Source organism: Spirosoma validum (genome assembly GCF_014699035.1).
GTDB lineage: Bacteria > Bacteroidota > Bacteroidia > Cytophagales > Spirosomataceae > Spirosoma > Spirosoma validum.
Map to the genome: position 1 here is coordinate 701,395 of NZ_JACXAA010000003.1, position 21,638 is coordinate 723,032.

The following is a 21,638-nucleotide window of genomic DNA, read 5'->3' on the forward strand; positions in this document are numbered from 1 at the left end:
TCATTGAGATGCACCAGTCCAGTACGTTCGCAGGTGTTGCGTTGACCATTCTGATCGCGCTGTCGGCTTCTACGTCCGATGTAAAGCCAGGAAAAGCATTTAGGGCCGACTCGTCTCGACCTAATATCGTCGTCATTCTGGCTGACGATCTGGGATTTGGTGATTTGCAGTGTAACAATCCGGATGCGCAGACAACAACGCCCAACCTGAACCAACTGAGTCGGGAGGGATTACGATTTACGGATGCGCACTCAGGATCGGCCGTTTGCACACCCACCCGCTACGGACTGATAACAGGACGTTACGCGTTTCGGTCGTCACTTAAGAAGGGCGTATTAGGCGGCTACTCACCCGCACTCATCGAAGCCAATCGGTTTACCATTGCCGATCTGCTGAAACAGGCGGGCTATCAGACGGCGGTCATCGGAAAATGGCATTTGGGTCTCAACTGGTCCGGACAGGATACGGCCACTCCACAGGCGCTGGGCGAAACGAGTACTACGCCATCCGAAAAAACGGTGAACATTGAAGCCGATCTGACGCAGGGCCCTAACGATCTGGGGTTCGACTACAGCTACATCATTCCTTCGTCGCTGGATATTCCGCCGTATGTTTATCTGGAAAACGGAAAACCAACGGACCGCACGATGGTCGATGTGGCTGGTAAAAATGAACCACGTGGCGTTTTCTGGAGACCCGGCAAAGCTTCACAAAGTTTTAAGCTGGAAAACACACTGGATCAGCTGGGCGACAAAGCACAGGAGTTTTTAACGAAGGCCAGCAAGCGTTTTTTCTGTATCTGCCTCTTACCAGTCCGCATACGCCCTGGTTACCGGGTACGAACTTTCAAGGTAAATCCGGCGCCGGAATCTATGGTGACTTTGTCGCGCATACGGATGACGTAGTGGGGCGCGTGCTCGCTACGTTGGATCGTCTGGGAATGAAAGAAAATACGCTGGTTATTTTTACGTCCGACAACGGTGCCGACTGGAAGCCCGGCGATCTGGAGAAATTTCCGAAACATCGCGCCAATTACATCTATCGGGGCGAAAAGTCTGACATCTGGGAAGGCGGTCATCGGGTACCGTTTCTGGTACGTTGGCCATCGGCGTTCAAAACCGCTCGAACCGTTACTCAGACCATTTGCCTGACCGATCTGATGGCGACCTTCGCATCGATCACGGGTCAGTCGCTTCCGGCCAGTAGTGGTCAGGATAGTTTTGATTTCTCATCACTCCTTGCTGCAAAAGCGACTGATAAGGCAGTACGTGAGAGTACGATTCACCATTCGATCAACGGTATGTTTGCCATACGAAAAGGCAAGTGGAAGTATGTGGATGGGCAGGGGAGTGGCGGCTGGTCGAAAGATGAATCGGCTACGAAAGAGTTGCCTGCTCAGGTATACGACCTCGAAAACGATCCGAAGGAAACAACGAATCTACTGGAAAACCAGCCTAAAATTGCGGCTGAGTTAAAGGCCTTGTTAGTGAAGCAGCAAGCGCAGGGTTACACAAGACCAGGATCGAAGGAGTAAAAGGACAGCTAACATCCGCTTTCGATAAGGCAACGTAACGCCGGGTTAAAACTCAGTATTACGTATTTTCAATTGTCAGCGCCGTTGGAGAAACCTAATCACAGTAAAGGGTAGCGTTTACGGCGCTTCGTATAGGCAGAGATATTTTTTGCACCTACCAGTCTTCTACACCGCTGATTGCCTGCATCAATCAATTCTACCTTTTCCTGAAAGTAATAACTACTTAGGTACCATTAGTGGATAATACTCACATAGCTTCGTTTTATAATTTTTGAATTTTTTTGAGAAAATTTTAAAACCAACTAAGGGGGTTTTTTCTAAAAGTTGTCTTATTGACTATAGAATTGACTTTTTAGGGAATGAAATCACTTTAGCAGTACATCATGCAAGTTCGCCAACTAATCGATTCCCAAAGCCAGATATCACCCGTACCTACCAGAATTGCCGATCCATACGAGCAGTCTGCAGAGGAGACTCCGCTTGCCAACGATACGGAACTTTTCACCCGACTGGCGTTTGCCGAGAGCCCTCAGAAAGGATGCGAATTGCTGTTTCGACGGTACTACCAGATGTTGTGCAGCCATGCCGTCCGATTTGTCTATTCCAGAGAAACCGCTGAGGATATTGTCAGCGAAGTGTTCTGTAAATTCTGGAAAACGAAAGCGTACGAAGGCATTACGTCCTCCTACCGATACTACTTGTTTCGTAGCGTTCGTAACGAAGCGTATAACTACCTCCGTCTGGAATTTCAGGAGATGGACGATATCGATATGGCGCTGATTCAGGAAGGTACAGCCAGTCAACGACCCGACCAGATTCTACAGTTTGAGGAGGTGCTGCATAAAGTAGAGGATCTGGTTGAACTCATGCCGCCCCAATGTCGTAAAGTGTTCTTATTGAGTCGATTTGAAGGAAAAAAATACCAGGACATTGCGAACGAACTAGGGCTGTCTATCAAAACTGTTGAGGTACACATTGTCAAAGCGTTGAGCATCGTTCGGAAAGGACTGAAAGATCATTGGCTCATGTCACTTACAACGATCTGGTGCCTGTTCTAAGGCATTCTTGCCAGACGTATGATTTTCTGAAAACGCATCCTGCGGACTATACTACAGCACAACCTATGGAATCAGATATCCACAAAGATTTAATATTCAGTCACTTTTCCCGAAAAACCTCTCCGTTGCAGCGTGAATTTATTGCGCGCTGGTTAAAGGAAAAAGCCAACGAGGAACAGTATTACGAATGGCTGGAAGAATGGGAAACAAAGCACACGCAATACGTAGCACAACTGGATATGGCCAGTCAACGATATAGCCACTTTCTGACCCAACATCCGAATGAAGAGAGTCAGCCCGAAGCGTCACCGCTGCTGCCTGATCGAACGTACTGGTGGCGTAGTGGATGGGTTGTGGCCGCATCGGTACTGTTCCTTTTCGGTTTACTGGTTTTACTACGTAGCGATTTAGTTCGGTATAAAACTTACGAAACGGCGTTTGGTGAAACCCGTTCGGTGAAGCTGACGGACGGAAGTAAGGTGTTATTAAATGCCAATTCAACCTTGCGAATCCCCCGGTGGGGATTTGGCAGCACAAGCCGCGAAGTCCTGCTCAGGGGCGAAGCTAACTTCTCCGTTGCGCATACACCGAATAACCAGCAGTTTATCGTAAAAACGGAGAAGAAGTTCGACGTCGTTGTGGTTGGAACAGAATTTACAGTTTTTTCCCGAAAACGGGGTACGCGCGTAGCGCTCCATAAAGGCGAAGTTCGTCTTCATTACCAGGAAGGTATCACTGAAAAACAACTGACAATGAAACCCGGCCAACTGGCAACGCTTGATCCGAAGAATGGTATCGCTCTAAAGGAAACCAGACGGGTATTGGAGCAGGCAAAACCCGCCTGGAGCCAGAAGCGATTCGTATTCGACGAAGTATCGCTGCAGGAGGTGGCCTACATGCTGGAAGAAACGTACGGACTACAGGTCGAAATCAAAGATCGGGAGTTGGCTGGACGCATTTTAGCCGGTTCATTTCGGGCCGACAATGTCGATCAGATTTTGCAATCCATCTCTGCAATCCTGGATATCAATGTCATTCACAGGGGCAATCGAGTCCTGTTACAAAGCCATTAATCAGAACTTCCTAAACCTCACAATACATGCATACCTCTATACGAAAAGCTCTGAGACTGGGGCTTCTGGCAACCCTTTTGTTTTTTGGATGGCAATCTGGCTGGGCGCAGTCTGTCATCCTGGCCAGTAATACGCAGCAAAAAGTGACACAGCCTGCCAGAGGAAGCGTCCGCCAACTGAAGGACGTGCTCAATGAATTGAAGCAGCGCTATGATGTCGAAATTCTGTTTGAGTTACGGGCCGTTGACGGTATTGCCGTACCAACCGAGGGCATTACGTCCCGATCGACCCTCGAAGGAAATCTGCAAACCGTGCTGAGCCCGCTGGGATTACGCTACAAAAAAATCAATGCGAATTCGTACCTGATCGTCAATGAAAAAAGATCAAAAAAGGTCAGTAGTGTCGATATTCCACTTCTGGAACCGAAACTTCTGGAGCAGGCAGGCGCTAAAACCAGCCTTGTCGAACGGGTGGCGGAAGTGGATAAACCTACTGTTGTTGAGGCTGCTGAGCGAACCATCACGGGAACCGTAAAGAGCGAAACAGACGAAGCGTTGCCTGGCGTGAGTGTGGTCATTAAAAACACAAACCGGGGGACCACGACGGATGCAAACGGTAGCTATCGGCTCTCCATACCCGACGAGAACGTAGCGACTACGCTGGTTTTTTCGTTTGTGGGCTATCTGAATAAGGAAGTCGCTGTAGGAGCGCGTTCAGTGGTGGATGTGCAACTGGCGCCCGATCAGAAAACCCTGAATGAGGTGGTTGTCATTGGGTATGGTGTGCAAAAGAAGTCGGATTTAACGGGGGCGGTCGGATCGGTTAAGGCCGAGGTGCTTCAGGAGCGCCCGGCGGCTTCGCTTAACCAGGGATTAGCGGGTCGCATTACGGGGGTGAACGTATCGGTGAACTCAGGACGCCCGGGCGGGCGGTCGAACATCCGGATTCGGGGCAATACGTCCGTGAGCGTTGCCAACAATCCGCTCTACGTTATCGACGGTGTGATCCTAAACGCATCGGGTCTGGCCAACGGGAGTACGCCCATCGACTTTATCAACCCCAACGACATTGCGTCCGTTGAAGTGCTGAAAGATGCGTCGGCCACAGCCATTTATGGGGCTCGGGGTGCTAACGGCGTTATCCTGGTTACGACCAAGCGGGGTAGCCAGAACGGAGGACGTATTACGTATGATACCGACCTGAGCGTGGGTGTATTACCCCGTAAGCTGGAACTCCTCAACTCGAAAGAGTTTCTGGCAGTAGAAGATATTGCGTACCAGAATGCGCAGAAATATGATCCGGTTGGTTGGGCCGGTGGCAAATACAAAGATCCTAAAACCAAACGAACCAATCCGTTACTCTTCGATTCCAACGGTCAGCCGCTTTACGATACCGACTGGCAGGATGAAGCGTTTCAGAAAGCGTTTACGCAGAATCACCAGCTGTCTTTTTCAGGCGGCAATTCAAAAGACAGCTACGGCGTTTATCTGGGCTATCGGAATGAAAATGGGCTGGTGAAAGAATCGTGGCTGAAGCGCTACGCGGGTCGGTTTGTGTTCGACAGCCAGATCAAGCCCTGGATTAAAGTAGGCGGTAGTCTGGGATACAACGACCAGAAAGAAAATCAGATCGATCCACTTGGTGGGGGAGGGATCATAGCCATGCGGCAGGTGCTGGAAGCCTTACCCATTATTCCGGTAAAGTATCCCGACGGACGCTGGGGCGGTAACGAAGATTATCCGGGTATGGAAGGCGGGGGGAATCCGATCAACATCCTGACCGATCGGATTTATTACGTGAAGACCCAAACTATGCTGGGGAACGTATATGCCAATATCAACCTGGCCAAAAACCTTGAGCTGCGGACAACCGTAGGAACGAACATCATCAATCAGGAAACAGATCTGTATGCTGGCCGGACGCTGAATTACATCTCCCGCAACCAGAGTGGGATTGCCACGATCAGTAACGAACGGCATAACTCCTGGCAGTTCGAAAATTACCTGACCTACAACCGGCAGTTTGCGGAGCGTCATTCCTTTACGGGGCTATTGGGAATAGCCTGGCAACATGTCGATCGCTTTATTTCGACGGCATCGACGCAAAACTTCCAGGACGATTATTTTCAGTTCAATAACCTGGGTGCCGGTTCCGTACCACAGGCCCCTAGCTCATCCGCGATTGGATACGGTCTGAATTCGTATTTCGGCCGGTTCAACTACGGGTATAAAGATCGGTACCTGCTGACTGTAACGGGGCGGACCGATGGCTCCTCTAAATTCGGCTCCTCGAATCGCTATGCCTTTTTCCCATCGGCGGCTCTGGCCTGGCGGGTTATTGAAGAGGATTTTATGAAGGGCATTCGGCCTGTGTCGAATCTGAAATTACGGACCAGCTATGGCGTAACGGGTAACTCCGAAATTACGGCCTACCAGGCGCTGGCAGGGCTGGCAAACTATTCCGTCATTTTCGGTGGAACACGGGCGATTGGCGTTGGAACGGGCCGGTTAGCCAACCCGGATTTGCGGTGGGAAAAGACGTATCAGGTCGATGCCGGACTCGAACTGGGTTTGTTCCAGAATCGCCTGTCGCTGGAACTGGATGTTTACCGCAAGCTGACGACCGACATGCTGCTCAGTGCACCAGTACCTTATAGCAGTGGTTATGAAACCGTATCCAAGAACGTAGGCAGCATGGAAAACCGTGGGATCGAGTTGGCCGTGAACAGCGTGAACGTCAACCGGGGCGGTTTTTCCTGGAATACGACGTTTAACATCTCGTTCAACAAAAACAAAGTGCTGTCGCTGACCGGTGGCTCCGATATCTTCCTTGGCTCGACGGTTGTGCGGGAAGGCGAACCAGTGGGGTCTTTCTTTGGCTTTGTGCATCAGGGTACCTGGAGTACGTCGGAAGAATCGGAAGCCACGAAGTACCTAAAACGGCCCGGTGACGTAAAATACCAGGACGTGAATCAGGATGGGGTTATCAACGATAAAGATCGGGTGATTATCGGCAAAGGGATTCCAACTGGGTTTGGTACGTTGCTGAACAGCTTCAAGTTCAAAAACTTCGATCTGACAGTCGACCTTCAGTTTATGTACGGTAACAATGTATTGTACAGAAGTGAGCACTCCGCCGAAGATCGCCAGGGAATTGCCAACAGCTTCAAAACAGTGCTGAACGCCTGGACACCAACGAATCAGAATACGCCTATTGCGCAACTACGACCTGTATCAGCCGGGTATAACACCAATGAAGATACCCATCGGATCAAAGACGGATCATTTCTTCGGGGGCGGAATCTGCTGCTGGCCTACACATTTCCACAGCCCATTATTGAGAAAATTCACCTGACCCGCCTACGGGTCTTCGCGTCGGTGCAGAACTTTTTTCTGTCGACGAAATACCCAGGCTACGACCCTGAAGTTCAGACAACGGGTAATGCCTTCGATCAGGGCGTAGCGTTGTACGATTATCCGAAACCACGTGTCTTTATGTTTGGTCTGAACATTGGTCTTTAATTCCTAAAATCCTGCTACGATGAAAATCACCATAAAAACTGCCGGTCAGTGGCTAATCGGGACTTTTTTCCTGTTCAGCACATCAGCCTGCTCCGACTTTCTGGAGGAAAGCGATAAATCGAATTTTACAAGTGACAATTATTTCACCAAAGCTGAGCACGCAACCAGCGCGGTAAACGCCATTTACGAAAGCTTGAAAACCACCACCGGTGGGGGCTTTGGTGGCGCACCCTGGATGATGCTGGAGTTTGCAACAGGCCTGGCCAACACGGAGTTAGGGCAGGCAGTAAACAGCATTTTCGTACGCAACCTGGTCAACAACTCCGACAATGAGTATGGCCGGGTGTATTGGGTGAGCAGCTACAAAGGCATTGGCAATGCGAACCTGGCCATCGCCCGGATACCAGGCATCAACATGGATGAAACCGCGAAGAAAAAAGCGCTGGGTGAAGCGCGGTTTCTACGGGCCTATTATTACTACAACCTGGTCCGGATATTCGGGAAAGTGCCGTTGACGACTGAACCCATTGACCTGACATCGGAGAATCTTTACCCCGAAGCCGTGTCGGAAGAAGCCGTCTACAAGCAAATCGTTGACGACCTGGTAGCGGCTGAATCATCGGGACTGCCCTATCTGGACGCAACAGGACGCGTATCGCTGGGAGCCATTAAGTCATTATTAGCCAGCGTATATCTGACAATGGCAGGCTATCCGTTGCAAAAAGGAGCGGAGTATTACAAAAAAGCCGCCGACAAGGCGAAAGAAGTAATTGCGTCGAATCAGTACCAGCTATTCACTACGTACGATGATCTGCACAATCCGGCTACGAAGAACCTGGGCGAGAATATTTTTATGGTGCAGTTTGCGACCAACATTCAACCGTCAGGCTGGCAGACGTCCATCATTCCGTATAACCAGGGTATTTCGGCCTATTCGGACCAGACGGGCGCCATTTTTGCCAACAAAGAATTCGTTGAATCATATGCAAAAGGCGACAAGCGCGCTGAAGAAAAACAGTTCTATTATCGGACGTATACCCTAAGCAGCGACCGGACAAAAACCATTGATCTGGGCGGTTACTACATCTATAAGCATTTCGATACGCGGGCGCAGCTCTCTACCGCCAACAGCGACCTGAACTGGCCGTTGATGCGCTACGCTGAAGTCCTGTTAATCTACGCCGAAGCCGAAAATGAAGCCACTGGCGCGTCGGCGGATGCCTACGAAGCTGTGAATAAAATCAGACGACGGGCTAACCTGCCGAATCTAACAGGGTTAACCAAAGATCAGTTTCGGGAAGCTGTGTGGCGGGAACGCTGGTACGAGCTGAGTTTCGAGAATAAAACCTGGTTCGATATGGTTCGCCTTCGGAAGGCATTTGTTGAATCGTCGAAGACGTTTGACGAGTACGTTGGCCATAAATTTACCTACGGGCCGGTTTTGAAAGAACGGGAGTTATTATTCCCGATCCCGACGGCCGAAATCAGAAACAACAGCCGATTGCAACAGAATAAAGGCTATTAATCGTATGTTTAAGCGTTCACGCGTCATGTTCTCGGTGGGTTGAACAAGTAAATCTGAGGCCAAAATTCCTTAGATACGATGCGTGCTTGCCCCTATAAATCCATTCTCTATGAAAACCAAACGCCGAACGTTTCTGCGTCAGGCTGGTAGTCTTCTGGCAACGACCAGCCTGATGCCGCAACTCGAAGCCTTCGCTACCCCATTACGTAAATCGGCTGCCGATAAACCCTACGTAGTATTTGTCACGGGCGATCATGAATACAGTGGCGAACTGACGCTGCCGCTGATTGCGGCCGAGCTGGAAAAGAACTACGGCATGCGGACAACCGTGCTGAAATCCGTACCAGACTATAACGGCGAGAAAGACATTCCTGGTCTTGAGGTCTTGAAAGAGGCTGATCTGGCGGTTTTCTTCTTGCGCTGGCGGCTGCTGCCACAGGAACAGTTGGACTACATTGATGCATACCTCAAATCGGGTAAACCCGTGATGGGATTTCGCACGACAACCCACGCCTTCAACTACCCCGAAGGTGATCCCCGTCAGCGATGGAATGCCTTCGGCGAGTTTGCCTTTGGCGCTCCGCCGGGTTGGGGTGGGGCGGCCAAGCACACGCATTACGGTCACAAGAGCACGACCGACGTAACGATCATTCCGGCAGCGGCCAAAAATCCGATTCTGACGGGCGTAGCGCCATCGTTCCACGTATCATCCTGGCTCTATCGGGTTCTGCCCGATTTTCCAGCCAAAGGCTCAACGCCGTTGTTGATGGGCAAATCCGTTAATCCCGACAAAGAAGCGATTGATAACCCGGTTGCCTGGACCTGGCAAAATCAGTGGGGCGGCAAAGCGTTCATGACAACAATAGGTCATCCGGAAGACTTCCAGGTAGAGTCGGTTCAACGGCTGGTCATCAACGCTATTCATTGGGAATTGGGTCTGCCAGTACCAAAAAAGTGGAAAGGAAAAATTGCGATCGATGTGCCCTATGGGCATCCTAAAAAATCCTAATTCATGAATTCGTTTATTCGCCGGAAGATCAACATCATTGGCATATTGAGCGTAGTCGGTCTGTCGATCATCGCATTCAGTGCGTTTCAGTCCAGCCAAACCAATCCGCTGAAAATCGGCAAAGGGTCGCGCATTATTCTGCTTGGTAACAATCTGGGCTCAAGGATGATGAATTACGACAACTTTGAGACCGAGCTGCAGGTTCGCTACCCAACCGATTCGCTATTTATCCGGAACATGTGCGATGGGGGCGACACCCCCGGATTTCGGCCCCACGCCAGCCGGTTCTCCCCCTGGGCGTTTCCCGGAGCCGAGAAATTTCAAACCGAACTGGCTACGAATTCGGGCAGCGAAGGTCATTTTGAAACCCCTGACCAATGGCTCACCCGATTGAAAACTGACGTGATCGTCGCGTTTTTTGGCTATAACGAATCGTTTCAGGGAAAAGAAGGGCTGGCCAATTACAAAGCGGAACTGGATGCGTTTATCAAGTGGACGCTGAAGCAGAAATACAACGGAACGTCAGTACCCCAACTGGCTATCGTATCGCCCATCGCGTTTGAGAATTTGTCGGCCACCATGGACCTCCCCAACGGCAAAAAGGAAAACGAGAACATTTCGTTGTATACCAGCGCCATGAAAGACGTAGCGGATCAGAATAACGTCCTGTTTGTCGATGCGTTCACGCCTTCTCAAAAATGGTACGACGAAACCAAAGAACCACTGACCATTGACGGCTCGCAACTGACCGAAGAGGGCTACAAAAAGTTAGGTATTTTATTGGTCGATCAGCTTTTCGGTAAAACCAAAATTAAATCAAAAGCCGACCGCAGTCTGGTTCATGACGCCGTCATGGAGAAGAACTGGATGTGGCACAACGACATTAAAATTCCCAATGGCGTTCATGCCTACGGTCGTCGGTATAATCCGTTTGGCCCGGATAATTACCCGGCTGAAATTCAGAAAATCCGTGAATTAACCGCCATTCGGGATAAAGCCATCTGGCTGGCGACTGCCAAAGGCGAAAAGATGGACCTGAGCGTAGCGGATAAAAACACGACTCCGCTGCCACCCGTGAAAACCAATTATAATCCGGAGAAAAACGGTAGTCTGACGTATCTGTCCGGTCAGGAAGCACTCAGTAAGCTGAAAGTGCCGCCGGGGTATAAGATTGAGTTGTTTGCGTCGGAACAGGAATTTCCGGATCTGGCGAAACCCATGCAGATGTCGTTTGATGGTAAAGGCCGGTTATGGGTGGCAGCCATGCCCAGTTATCCTCACTACAAACCGGGTGACACCAAGCCAAATGACAAAATCCTGATTTTCGAAGATACCAACAACGACGGCAAAGCGGATAAAGAGACAGTTTTTGCTGAAGGCTTACATCTGCCGCTGGGTTTTGAGATCGCGAAAGAAGGCGTTTACATTTCACAGGGCACGAACCTGAAACTCTTCACGGATACGAACGGCGATGACAAGGCGGATAAGGTGGAAATTCTGATGAGTGGCTACGACGACCACGATACACACCACAATAGCCACGCCTTCACGGTCGACCCATCCGGTGCAATCTATTCGGGCGAAGGTGTGTTTCTGCACACCAACGTAGAAACGTCTTACGGGCCAGTACGGGCTACCAATGGCGGATTTTATCGCTATACACCCCAGCGCCACAAACTCGAACGTACTGCGCAGCTTTCCATTCCGAATCCGTGGGGAATTGCGTTTGATGATTGGGGTCAGCCGTTTTTCGCCGAAACCTCCAGCCCGGATGTTCGCTGGATGATGCCGGGAACGGTGTTACCCCGGTATGGCGAAGCGACGCATAAGTCGGTTCAACTGGTCGAAGATGCGCATCGGGTCCGGCCTACGTCCGGTCTGGAATTTGTGTCCAGCCGTCATTTTCCTGACGAAATCCAGGGTGATTTCCTGATCAACAACACCATTGGCTTTCTGGGCATGAAAGAGCATACGCTGGTCGATGATGGGACGGGCTATAAAAGCAGGCATCGGGCGGATCTGGTCGTGAGCGAAGACCGCAATTTCCGACCGGTCGATATGGAATTTGCACCGGATGGCTCGCTGTACCTGATTGACTGGCATAACATCCTGATCGGCCACATGCAGCATAACGCCCGCGACCCGCTGCGCGATCACTCACACGGACGGATTTATCGCATTACGTATCCGTCGAGACCGCTGGTGGCACCCGCTAAAATTGACGGGGCCAGCATTGAACAACTGCTGGATAACCTGAAATTACCCGAGTATCGCACCCGCTACCGTACCCGCCGTGAGCTTCGGGGCCGGGATGTCAATCAGGTGCTGCCTAAATTAACGGCCTGGGTTGCCAAGCTGGACAAAAACGATCCCCGCTACGAGCACCATTTGCTGGAAGGGCTGTGGGTAAGCTGGGGCATGGATAAAGTCGATCAAAATCTGCTGCGTCAGGTGTTGAAAGCAAAAGATTATCACGCCCGGGCCGCGGCTGTTCAGGTGGTACGGTACACCGGTCATCAGGTTGCTGATCAGGCTGATTTACTGATGCAGGCGGCAAAGGACGAAAACAGTCGGGTTCGCTTAGATGCCCTCGTGGCGGCTTCCTGGATCGGTAAGGAAAAAGGGCTGCCCATTCTGGCCGAGGCAGCCAAAAAACCGCTGGATGACTGGATGATTCATGCGTACGAAGCTGCTGAAGCGCATCTGAAAGGCGAACCGGTGAAGAAGAAAAAGGAAGTTACCGTTACGTCCAGCCTCACCGGAGCCGCTCTGGACCTTTATACGTCGGGCCGAACGATCTATGCGAAGGAAGGGTACTGCATTACGTGTCATCAGGCCGATGGAAAAGGGCTTACGGCTTCGGGCTTTCCACCGCTGGCTGGCACCAGTTGGGTATCCGGGAATGACGAACGCCTGATCAAAATCGCGCTAAAAGGGTTAATGGGTCCCATAAACGTGAATGGTAAGGCATATCCAGGCCAGGTGCCCATGACGCCCTTCGGTGGGTTATTGAAAGATGAGGAAATTGCCGCTGTGTTGACCTACGTCAGAAATTCGTTTGGCAATCAGGGACCTGCTATACTGCCTGAGAAAGTAAAGAAAGTGAGATCTGAAACCGAGAGCAAAAAGGATTTTTATTCACCGGACCAGTTGCTCAAAGAGCATCCTATGGAGAAATAAACTAGTTTCGTTGAGACCGGAAAAATAAGTTTGTCATACCGGTCAGAGACTGGATAACACCCCGGCGTAGTCTGAAGACTACGCCAAACAAGCCGTTCATAATAATGCCTACATTACAATCGTCACCCGTTGGATTTAATTTGTTAGCCTGGTCAGCGCCGATTTCTGAGAAAATGTATCCGATGACGGAACGACTCAAAAAAATCGGTTACGATGGGATCGAGTGTTTTATTGATTATCAGGACGTAGCAGCCTATAAACAGTTCGGCGAGCATTTGCGGCAATTGGGCTTGAAAAGCACCAGCGTGATGGTCATGAGTCCGGAGGAAAACCCGGCCAGTGAATCGTCTAAAATTCGTGAACAAGCGCTGACCCGGTTGAAAGAAGCCATTGATCGGGCGCAGGCGATGGGCGCAACTGTCGTTTGTGGACCCTTTCACTCGGCGTTTGCTACGTTCTCACGCCAGGAACCGCAGCCCGACGAGTACGCACGTAGCGCCGAAGTGCTGCATGCCGCTGGTGAGTACGCTCAACAAGCCAATATTGTGCTGACGCCCGAAGCGCTGAATCGGTTTGAGTGTTATCTCTGCAATACGATGGCGCAGTTGGAAAAACTGGTTCGTATGGCCGATCATCCCAACGTACGAGCTATGTTCGATACGCACCATGCGAATATGGAAGAAAAACGATTCCCGGATGCGATACGTACCATTGCGCCCGTGCTGGCACACGTACACATTAGTGAAAACGATCGTGGCACACCGGGCGATGGCCATATTCCCTGGGACGATACGTTTCGCACCCTGGCCGAGATTAATTACAGCGGCTGGATGACCATCGAAGCCTTCTCCCGAAACGATGTTGATTTCGCCAATGGCATCAACGTCTGGCGGGAATACAACGACCCCTGGGACATTGCTGAAAATGGGTATAAATTCATCAAAACGATGCAGGCGAAGTACGCGAAGTGACTTCGGCAGGAGTTAGACATACTGGTACAGAGTTAAGCAAATCGTGCTGTGAGTTATCTACAGGTAACTCGCAGCACGATTTGCATTTAGAACGTATCACATTACATTAGGCTCCAGTTATGAAGAAAGTCATGATTTTAACGGGCCTGAGTGGTAGTGGCAAGTCAACGTTCGCCAGGCGATTTTGTGTCGAAAATTCGAATTGGATACGTATCAACCGGGATGATCTCCGCCGGAGTCTGTTGCCGGTGTCACTGCCGGAGTATTGGGGAACCTGGCCTGATCATGAGAAAAACCGGCTTGAAAATCTTGTCAATGAGTTACAGAAAACAGCTATCCTGGATGGCCTGAGTCGAGGTTGGCACGTACTGATTGACAACACAAATCTGAAACTAAGTTATATCAATGAGTTTAGGAAACTGGTGACCGCTCACGTTGATACGGCCGAAATTCAATATAAATTAATCGACGTACCGATTGACGAATGTATTCAGCGGGATAAATACCGTGATGACTCGGTAGGGGAGGCTGTTATTCGCAAACAGGCCGAACAACTCGCGGTACTAAAAAAGAACTTCAAGTTTCAGACCGAAATCCTGACCCGTAACGCTGTGTTCCAGCGTGTACAGGACAAAACGCTGCCCCGTTGCATTCTCGTCGATATCGATGGAACCGTTGCCGATAAAGGTGACCAAATCCACGGCGGCCGAATCCACGGTGGCCGCTCGCCGTTTGATTGGCATCGTGTGGGTGAAGACACGCCTAAATGGCCGATTATCAATCTGGTAAAAGCCATGCGGGCCTCAGGTTATGCCATCGTGTTCTTTTCCGGTCGCGATGCCGTTTGTCGTTTCGAAACTACAGTTTGGCTTAATGAGCATTTTGGCTGGCAATCCGAATCCACGGCGGCCGAGCCCACGGCAGGGTCAGACTATGAACTGTTTATGCGTTCCGAAAAGGATAACCGAAAAGATTCGATTATCAAACAGGAACTGTTTGAGCGTCATATTCTAGGCCGGTACTACGTTGAATTTGTCGTAGATGACCGCCAGCAGGTAGTCGACATGTGGCGTCGGACACTCGGTCTGACCTGCGTGCAGGTTGATTATGGGGATTTTTAATCGAAAAGGTCTCTGACAGATTATCCGTATTGGGCAAATCCATTTCCGTCCCATCTTTGTTATCCTCGTAGCACGTTATTTCATGCAGTTGTGGGTTTTGGAGAAACGCTTCAGTTTCAATATTACTCATTCGCACATTCACTTAGTGTCATCTATGAAGTTACTCAAAATTGCCGCTGGCGTCCTGAATCAAACCCCGCTTGCCTGGGATCACAACAAGCAAAATATTATCAACGCCATTGAAGAGGCTAAGCGACAGGATGTCAGTCTGCTTTGTCTAACTGAACTTTGTATTTCAGGATACGGCTGCGAAGACGCTTTTTTTGCTCAGAATACCATCGATCAGTCAATTGCCTCTCTGCTGGATATTGTTGAATATACGAACGACATTACCGTAGCTGTGGGGCTGCCATTACGTCATAATAATCGAACGTTCGATACGGCTTGTCTGATTGCGAACAAGCGAATTCTGGGCGTCGTCGCGAAACAGTTCATGGCGAATAACGGCGTGCATTACGAAACACGCTGGTTTCATCCGTGGCCTCCCTATGTTCGCGATGAAATAAAACTCGGTGATTTTACGTATCCGTTTGGCGATATCGTGTTTGATCTGTCGGGAGTTCGGATTGGCTTTGAAATTTGTGAAGACGCGTGGGTAGCCAGTCGTCCCGGACGAATTCTGTATGAGCGAGGTGTCGATATTCTGTTAAATCCAACGGCCAGCCATTTCGCCTTTCTAAAATCACAGGTGCGCGAACGGTTCGTGGTCGATGCCTCGCGGGCGTTTGGGGTGAGCTACGTGTATGCCAACATGCTGGGTAATGAAGCGGGACGTATCATTTATGACGGCGATGCGATGGTCGCTTCCAACGGTGAACTGCTGGTTTCAGGGCCTCGCCTGAGTTATGAAGATTTTCTAATTGTTCCGGCCGTTGTTGATGTTGAAGCCACTCGCCTGAATCAAACTCAGAACCGCGCCAACGTAGCGCTGGCTTATCCGAACCTGCGTGTAACGGACCGGTTCGACTGGCCCGACATTGCGCCGGTTATCCAGAAAGCTGAACTCGAAGCCTGGGAGCGGGGCGGTTATTTGAAAGAAGAAGAATTTGCGCGGGCTGTCGCGCTGGGGCTGTTCGACTATCTGCGCAAAAGTCGCTCGCAGGGATACGTACTGTCGCTGAGTGGCGGTGCGGATTCGTCGGCCATTGCGGCTTTGGTGTTTCTGATGGTTCGAATGGCTGTTGAGAATATTGGCATCGATGGCGTAAAGAAAAAGCTGGATTACATCAAGGCAATCCAGGCCTGCAAAACGTCAGAAGAAATCGTCGGGAAGTTGCTGACGGTTATGTACCAGGGAACGGAAAATTCGTCGGATGATACGTTCAACTCAGCGAAAACGCTGGCGGATGACATCGGCGCTACGTTCCTGAATATCAGCATAAATGGCCTGGTTGAAACGTATCGGGGATTGATTGAGGAGCAGTTAGGGCGTGAACTTTCCTGGGAAACCGATGATCTGGCGCTACAAAACATCCAGGCTCGGGTACGGGCTCCGAGTATCTGGATGCTGGCCAATCTGAACAATGCGTTGCTACTCAGTACATCGAACCGGTCAGAAGCGGCCGTTGGTTACGCAACAATGGACGGCGACACGGCCGGTAGTATCAGTCCAATTACAGGTATTGATAAGCACTTTCTGCGTAGCTGGCTGCGCTGGCTCGAAACGATTGGGCTGAATGTTAAAAACGAATGGACACCCGCCGATCGGACTGGCACTGTTACAGAGTCTACTGACTCCGATCAGCTCATTAAGGTCAACGGGTTAAGTGCCGTCAATAACCTGCAACCAACCGCCGAACTCCGCCCATTGGACAAAAAGCAAACCGACGAAGAAGACCTTATGCCATATGACGTACTGAATTCCATCGAAGAAAGTGCCATTCGTAACAAACAGCCGCCGGTGGAGGTGTTGAAACTTGTAGAAGTACGTTACGCTGGCCGGGATGGAGGCCCGCAATACGACCGCGAACGACTGCTGATTTGGGTCGAGCGGTTCTTCAAGCTCTGGAGCCGCAACCAATGGAAGCGGGAGCGCTACGCGCCTTCGTTCCATCTCGACGATCACAATCTCGACCCGCGTTCATGGTGCCGATTCCCAATTCTGTCGGGTGGTTTCGAGAAAGAACTCGCCGAAATGCGCGACTGGGCAGCCGAACAGCGACCTAGTAGCCGGAAAGGTAAGATTGGTTTTTAGACGTATATTTGTCGAAAATAGATGCGATTATGAACGTAATTCATTGGCGGGATTACATTATCTCTGACCCGCGTATTATGCTGGGGAAACCGACTATTAAGGGGACCCGAATTACGGTAGAGCTAATTGTGGACCGGATGAGTTATGGTGAAACGATTGATGACATATTAGAGGCCTACCCGCACTTGACCCGAGAAGGAATATTAGCCTGTCTGCGTTACGCTGCTTACACGCTCAATCATGAGCTTGATGATTATGACGTAGCAGCCTGATGAAGATACTGGCTGATGAAAATGTAGATTTTCCTGTAATTTATCTTCTTCGAGACAATGGCTTTGAGGTTCTATCCATTGCGGAAGATGATTTTGGTACCATTGATGAGAATGTACTAGCAAAAGCAGTACGTATGAATGCGGTCTTGCTAACTGCAGACAAAGATTTCGGAGAGTTGCGTTATAAGTTTGGCTTACCTCATCGAGGTGTGGTTTTCTTTCGGCTGGAAGGCCTTAAGCCTGCAGAAAAAGCGGGTTTAATTCTTGACTTATTTAATGAGCAGGGTGAAAATTTAATTGATGCATTTACTGTTCTTTCGGGGCATAAAACCCGAATAATTCGGGGAGGATAACTATGAAACAAGTTCTCCCCGGTCTTCTTTTTGCTGCTCTTTGGGCGTCGGCCGCTGTGGCAACCAAGTTCGGTGTTCAGTCGGTGCATCCGCTTCTTCTGGCTAATGTTCGATTCTTTATTGCCGGGACTGGTATGTTGCTCTTTGTGTATGGCGTGCAGCGCTCGAAAAATGTCTGGCCCACTGCCCCCGAATTTCGTCAGCTTGCTGTTTTCTCACTGCTCAATACAACCATTTATCTGGGAGCGTTTGTCTTGGCTCTGAAGCAGGTATCGGCGGGGATCGGCAGTTTGTCGACAGCCACAAATCCGCTTTTTATTACCCTTCTGTCGGCTTTGTGGTTACGTCGGGTGCCCCGCTGGAACGAAACGGGTGGATTGTTACTGGGCCTGGTAGGGGTAGGTATTGCTACGTATCCATTACTTCAAAATAGTTATGCCACCGTTGAAGGGCTGCTGATTTTGCTGGTCGGCACAATTTCTATCTCGGCCGCAACGGTCTACTATGCCAGCGTTGAGTGGCGGTTACCAAATCTGGTTATCAACGGCTGGCAGGTATTCCTGGGCGCTTTGCAACTGCTACCGTTCACAGTATTGACGGCTATTCTGGATATAGACAGCTTTAGTACGTCTCACTACGATACACGCTTCTGGCTATCCGTATTCTGGCTAATTGTACCCGTCTCGGTAATCGCCCTGCAGTTGTGGTTTTATCTCGTTCGGCAAGATGCAATCCGTGCCTCATTATGGCTTTTTCTCTGCCCAGTTTTTGGTTTTGCCTATTCGTATCTATTGATGGACGAACCCATTACTGGTTACACCATTGCCGGTACAGCTTTGGTAATTGGCGGACTCTGGTTAGGTAGGAAGGCACAGGCCAAATGAGAAAAAGCGTTTACCCAACCTATACCCGGCCTGCTATTGACGAATTAAGGGGCTTGGGTTTGCTATCAGCCAACTGTTTTGCCTGTTGAGGCCAGGTTGCCGGATCATAAATTCGGTAATGCGAACCAGCAGCCGAAAGTATCTCCCGAATACGCTCGACGGGCGTTTCAGCCAGCTTCGAAAATTGCCGAATACCCGCCTGCATTAACAATTCAGCCACTTTGGGTCCAATGCCTTTAATTTCCACGAACCGGTCTACGTGGTCAACACCAGGTGTGTCAGTTGGCTCTTCAATAATTGTCAGCTCAATATCCGTACCGTCTGCTTTATTGACAATATCGATGACTTCCGTTTTTGCACCGTCCATCGAGTCGACCGTATCTGACACTTCTGTAATATAACCGACCGGGCTAATGATTACGTCAAGGATTGTATTCTCATCCACTACGTCACCAATCTGGTCAGATTTGCCGTTTGCGGATAGCTCCATGTCTGCATCGTGCGATACGTTGTCGATAGTTTGTCGTTTCTTAGCCATAACCGGTTGAGTTAAAAATGACCATATAAGTAGCCATTTTCTTTAACTCAAGCGAATAGACTATTGTTAAGCGATTTCCAGAGCAAACTATTGCTTGAGGACAATCATCTCGACGCGCCGGTTAAGTTGGCGACTGGATTCGGAATTGTTGCTGGCAATGGGGCGTGTAGGCCCGTAACCGCGCGTAGTGATGCGATTAGCTTCAATGCCATTCTGTACCAGGTAGGCTTTTACAACGTCAACACGCTGCTTTGAGAGCCTCAGGTTCTCATCAAAATTGCCCTGGTTATCCGTGTGTCCTGATAACTCGATCTCGGCGGTGGGTTTGCCCTGCATAAACGCCAGCAGTTGTTCCAGGGCGGGCATTGCATCGGGCAACAGTTCGGACTTACTCTGTACAAATTGAATGGCTTTTAGCTGCGTTGTTTTACCAACAGGAGCTACGACAAGCGGGGGCGTATACATAACCTTCGCATCGAGAGTCTTGGGAGGGGCTACGCGTGCATTACTGGCGTCTGTGCCGCTGAGGGCAGAAGGTGGTGCTATGACTGTTGTGGTGGGCAAGTTTACCTCCGTTGACGTAGCAACAGTTGTTGAGGGCTGTGCAGGCTGGCTGACCGGTGTTGTACCGGTACGATACAAAAGCTTCGGTCTCATAGTAAGCGTATTTACCCGATCAGAAGTAAAACTTAACGACTCATCATGCAAATCATAGCCATTAGCCTGTATAACAAGTATATAGGTTTGTTTAGCTGTCAAGTTTAGCCTGAACTTGCCGCTGGCGTCTGTAAACTGCTGTGCTTTGATCATCCCGTCCTGGCTTTTAGCCATTATCGTAGCACCTACAACGGGACTTTTAGTGACTGCATCCTGTACGCTCCCTTGAACAAAAGCCTTTCCATCAGTCGGTGCGGGCTGTAGCTGAACCTGTCCCCAACTGATCGCTGGAGTTAAATTACTTAGGGCCAGACACCCAGCAATGACTACATATTCTTTCCACTTCATACTATACTGGCAACGTAAAAAAGTAACTCAAAAGTACGTCGAAATCCGCAAAAGTAAAGGTAACCAGTGTAATAGAAATAGGGTAACTAAAGGGTATTTTTTTGTAGCTAAAATTTGATTATAAATTACTGATAATTAGATAGTTAAATAGTAAAAATAGTTCTTGAAAAATGAACGCAGAAATTCGTTTTTTCGTTAATAAATTATGACACAGATAACCAACGTACCGATGCATTCCCCGAACGCTCAGACACCCGTTACCCCAACTTCAGCGGGTAATGTGCCGCTCGACGACAACTGGCGGAAATCTATTCCGGCGCAGGTGTTTCTGAACCATTTTTTTGCTATGGACTATCATATCCAGCATCAGAATGACCTCTTTGACCTGGCTAAGTTTCCGATCTTTCAGCAGTTCTACGGACGCGTAACAGACGAAAGCCGTAAGGCGCTGGAGAAATTGTTACTCAATAGCTGGAGTGCCGAATATGCACTTCGAATTACGCCCGTTGTCAACGATGAGCAGTACTTGCAGAGTTCGTTGCACTGGACGTTTCCTCAGGCGTACTATAGCGCCTTGTTTAGCGCACGGGCCTTTCTGGCTGTTCAGGGCGTTAATGTCAGTAATGAAGAGCTGATCCGTAAGCGGATTGGTAATATGGTTGTACGTGGTTATTATCCGGCATCCATCGGTTATTATGCGCTTGGTCCAATCAATAGTTACCGGATTCAGCGACTACCTATGGCTCGTCGGTTCAGCGTTGCAACCAAAACGGATCTATTGCTCCCATCGCGGGAAGGTATGGCACAGGCCGAGTTAGCTCAATTTCTAAAAACCACGCGTGACCAACGGGTAAGAGCCTTACGCAACGCGATTCAGAATAATCCAAAGACGGCGCTACGTAGTCCGAAAACAGGTGAGATTCTACAGAAATTCAGTATTGAGCAGTATAAGCAACTCGCCAAACAGATCGGTTATACTACGTATTTTGACATGCTGAGTCGGCTGCGTATTTCATCGACGAATCGTGAAATTGAGCGTTTTGTTGACTCGGAGATCGACGTGAAGCTGTTTCACCAGAGTTTAGTTAATATTGTTGCGCATGTCAATTCCGTGCACGAAGCGTACATCGCTAAAGCGCTTGGTGTGCAGGCGTATCGTCAGTTAGTAGCTAAATTGCCTTCGTATCTGCAGGAAAGTTTTGTCCGGGAGCGTATGAATACAATCATTGCGCCGATGTTGCAGACACCGGAAGCCGATCAGGAACCTTATCTACGAATGGCCGCTTAAGCATACATTAATAGATTATTACGTGATTATACATCGAATCCCGGCTTGCAGC

General features: G+C 49.7%; 15 protein-coding genes and 1 pseudogene. 14 read left to right on the forward strand and 2 right to left on the reverse strand.

Going from position 1 to position 21,638, the window contains the following annotated elements; genetic code table 11:
* Positions 1-8: 8 nt before the first annotated feature.
* The 13 genes and pseudogenes from IC230_RS11655 (at position 9) to IC230_RS11720 (ending at position 18,755) form a co-directional block, all read left to right on the forward strand.
* A pseudogene (locus IC230_RS11655) lies at positions 9-1,534 on the forward strand (sulfatase family protein).
* Between the two features lie 383 nt (positions 1,535-1,917).
* Positions 1,918-2,592: an RNA polymerase sigma-70 factor gene (locus IC230_RS11665; RefSeq protein WP_191039152.1), complete on the forward strand. Its 675-nt coding sequence runs from the start codon at positions 1,918-1,920 to the stop codon at positions 2,590-2,592.
* A 65-nt stretch (positions 2,593-2,657) separates the two neighbouring features.
* On the forward strand, positions 2,658-3,665 hold the full coding sequence (locus IC230_RS11670) for a FecR family protein (protein ID WP_191039153.1): 1,008 nt from the start codon (positions 2,658-2,660) through the stop codon (positions 3,663-3,665).
* A 26-nt stretch (positions 3,666-3,691) separates the two neighbouring features.
* Positions 3,692-7,186 (forward strand): SusC/RagA family TonB-linked outer membrane protein, encoded by a 3,495-nt coding sequence (locus IC230_RS11675; RefSeq protein WP_191039154.1) that lies wholly within the window; start codon positions 3,692-3,694, stop codon positions 7,184-7,186.
* A 19-nt stretch (positions 7,187-7,205) separates the two neighbouring features.
* Positions 7,206-8,711, forward strand: coding sequence for a RagB/SusD family nutrient uptake outer membrane protein (locus IC230_RS11680; RefSeq protein ID WP_191039155.1), 1,506 nt, complete (start codon positions 7,206-7,208; stop codon positions 8,709-8,711).
* 109 nt (positions 8,712-8,820) lie between these two features.
* A complete protein-coding gene (locus IC230_RS11685) occupies positions 8,821-9,720 on the forward strand; it encodes a ThuA domain-containing protein (protein WP_191039156.1) in 900 nt (299 codons plus the stop codon).
* Positions 9,721-9,723: 3 nt separating this feature from the next.
* Complete coding sequence (locus IC230_RS11690) at positions 9,724-12,900, forward strand: PVC-type heme-binding CxxCH protein (RefSeq protein ID WP_191039157.1); 3,177 nt, start codon at positions 9,724-9,726, stop codon at positions 12,898-12,900.
* Positions 12,901-13,004: 104 nt separating this feature from the next.
* On the forward strand, positions 13,005-13,871 hold the full coding sequence (locus IC230_RS11695; protein WP_191039158.1) for a sugar phosphate isomerase/epimerase family protein: 867 nt from the start codon (positions 13,005-13,007) through the stop codon (positions 13,869-13,871).
* 119 nt (positions 13,872-13,990) lie between these two features.
* Positions 13,991-14,992: a phosphatase domain-containing protein gene (locus IC230_RS11700; RefSeq protein ID WP_191039159.1), complete on the forward strand. Its 1,002-nt coding sequence runs from the start codon at positions 13,991-13,993 to the stop codon at positions 14,990-14,992.
* Positions 14,993-15,146: 154 nt separating this feature from the next.
* Positions 15,147-17,246 (forward strand): NAD(+) synthase, encoded by a 2,100-nt coding sequence (nadE, locus tag IC230_RS11705; protein ID WP_191039160.1) that lies wholly within the window; start codon positions 15,147-15,149, stop codon positions 17,244-17,246.
* Between the two features lie 29 nt (positions 17,247-17,275).
* Positions 17,276-17,518: a DUF433 domain-containing protein gene (locus tag IC230_RS11710; protein ID WP_191039161.1), complete on the forward strand. Its 243-nt coding sequence runs from the start codon at positions 17,276-17,278 to the stop codon at positions 17,516-17,518.
* A complete protein-coding gene (locus IC230_RS11715) occupies positions 17,518-17,871 on the forward strand; it encodes a DUF5615 family PIN-like protein (protein ID WP_191039162.1) in 354 nt (117 codons plus the stop codon). The genes IC230_RS11710 and IC230_RS11715 overlap by 1 nt, the downstream gene beginning before the upstream one ends.
* A 2-nt stretch (positions 17,872-17,873) precedes the next feature.
* Complete coding sequence (locus tag IC230_RS11720; RefSeq protein ID WP_191039163.1) at positions 17,874-18,755, forward strand: DMT family transporter; 882 nt, start codon at positions 17,874-17,876, stop codon at positions 18,753-18,755.
* A 19-nt stretch (positions 18,756-18,774) separates the two neighbouring features.
* Here IC230_RS11720 and IC230_RS11725 read toward each other — a convergent pair whose 3' ends face one another.
* Positions 18,775-19,293 (reverse strand): hypothetical protein, encoded by a 519-nt coding sequence (locus IC230_RS11725; protein WP_191039164.1) that lies wholly within the window; start codon positions 19,291-19,293, stop codon positions 18,775-18,777.
* A gap of 87 nt (positions 19,294-19,380) precedes the next feature.
* Positions 19,381-20,298, reverse strand: a complete 918-nt coding sequence (locus tag IC230_RS11730) for an OmpA family protein (RefSeq protein ID WP_191039165.1) — start codon at positions 20,296-20,298, stop codon at positions 19,381-19,383.
* A 205-nt stretch (positions 20,299-20,503) separates the two neighbouring features.
* Between IC230_RS11730 and IC230_RS11735 the strand changes: the two genes are divergently transcribed.
* Entirely contained in the window at positions 20,504-21,586 is a 1,083-nt protein-coding gene (locus IC230_RS11735; RefSeq protein ID WP_191039166.1) for a hypothetical protein, read from the forward strand.
* The last annotated feature ends 52 nt before the right edge of the window (positions 21,587-21,638 follow it).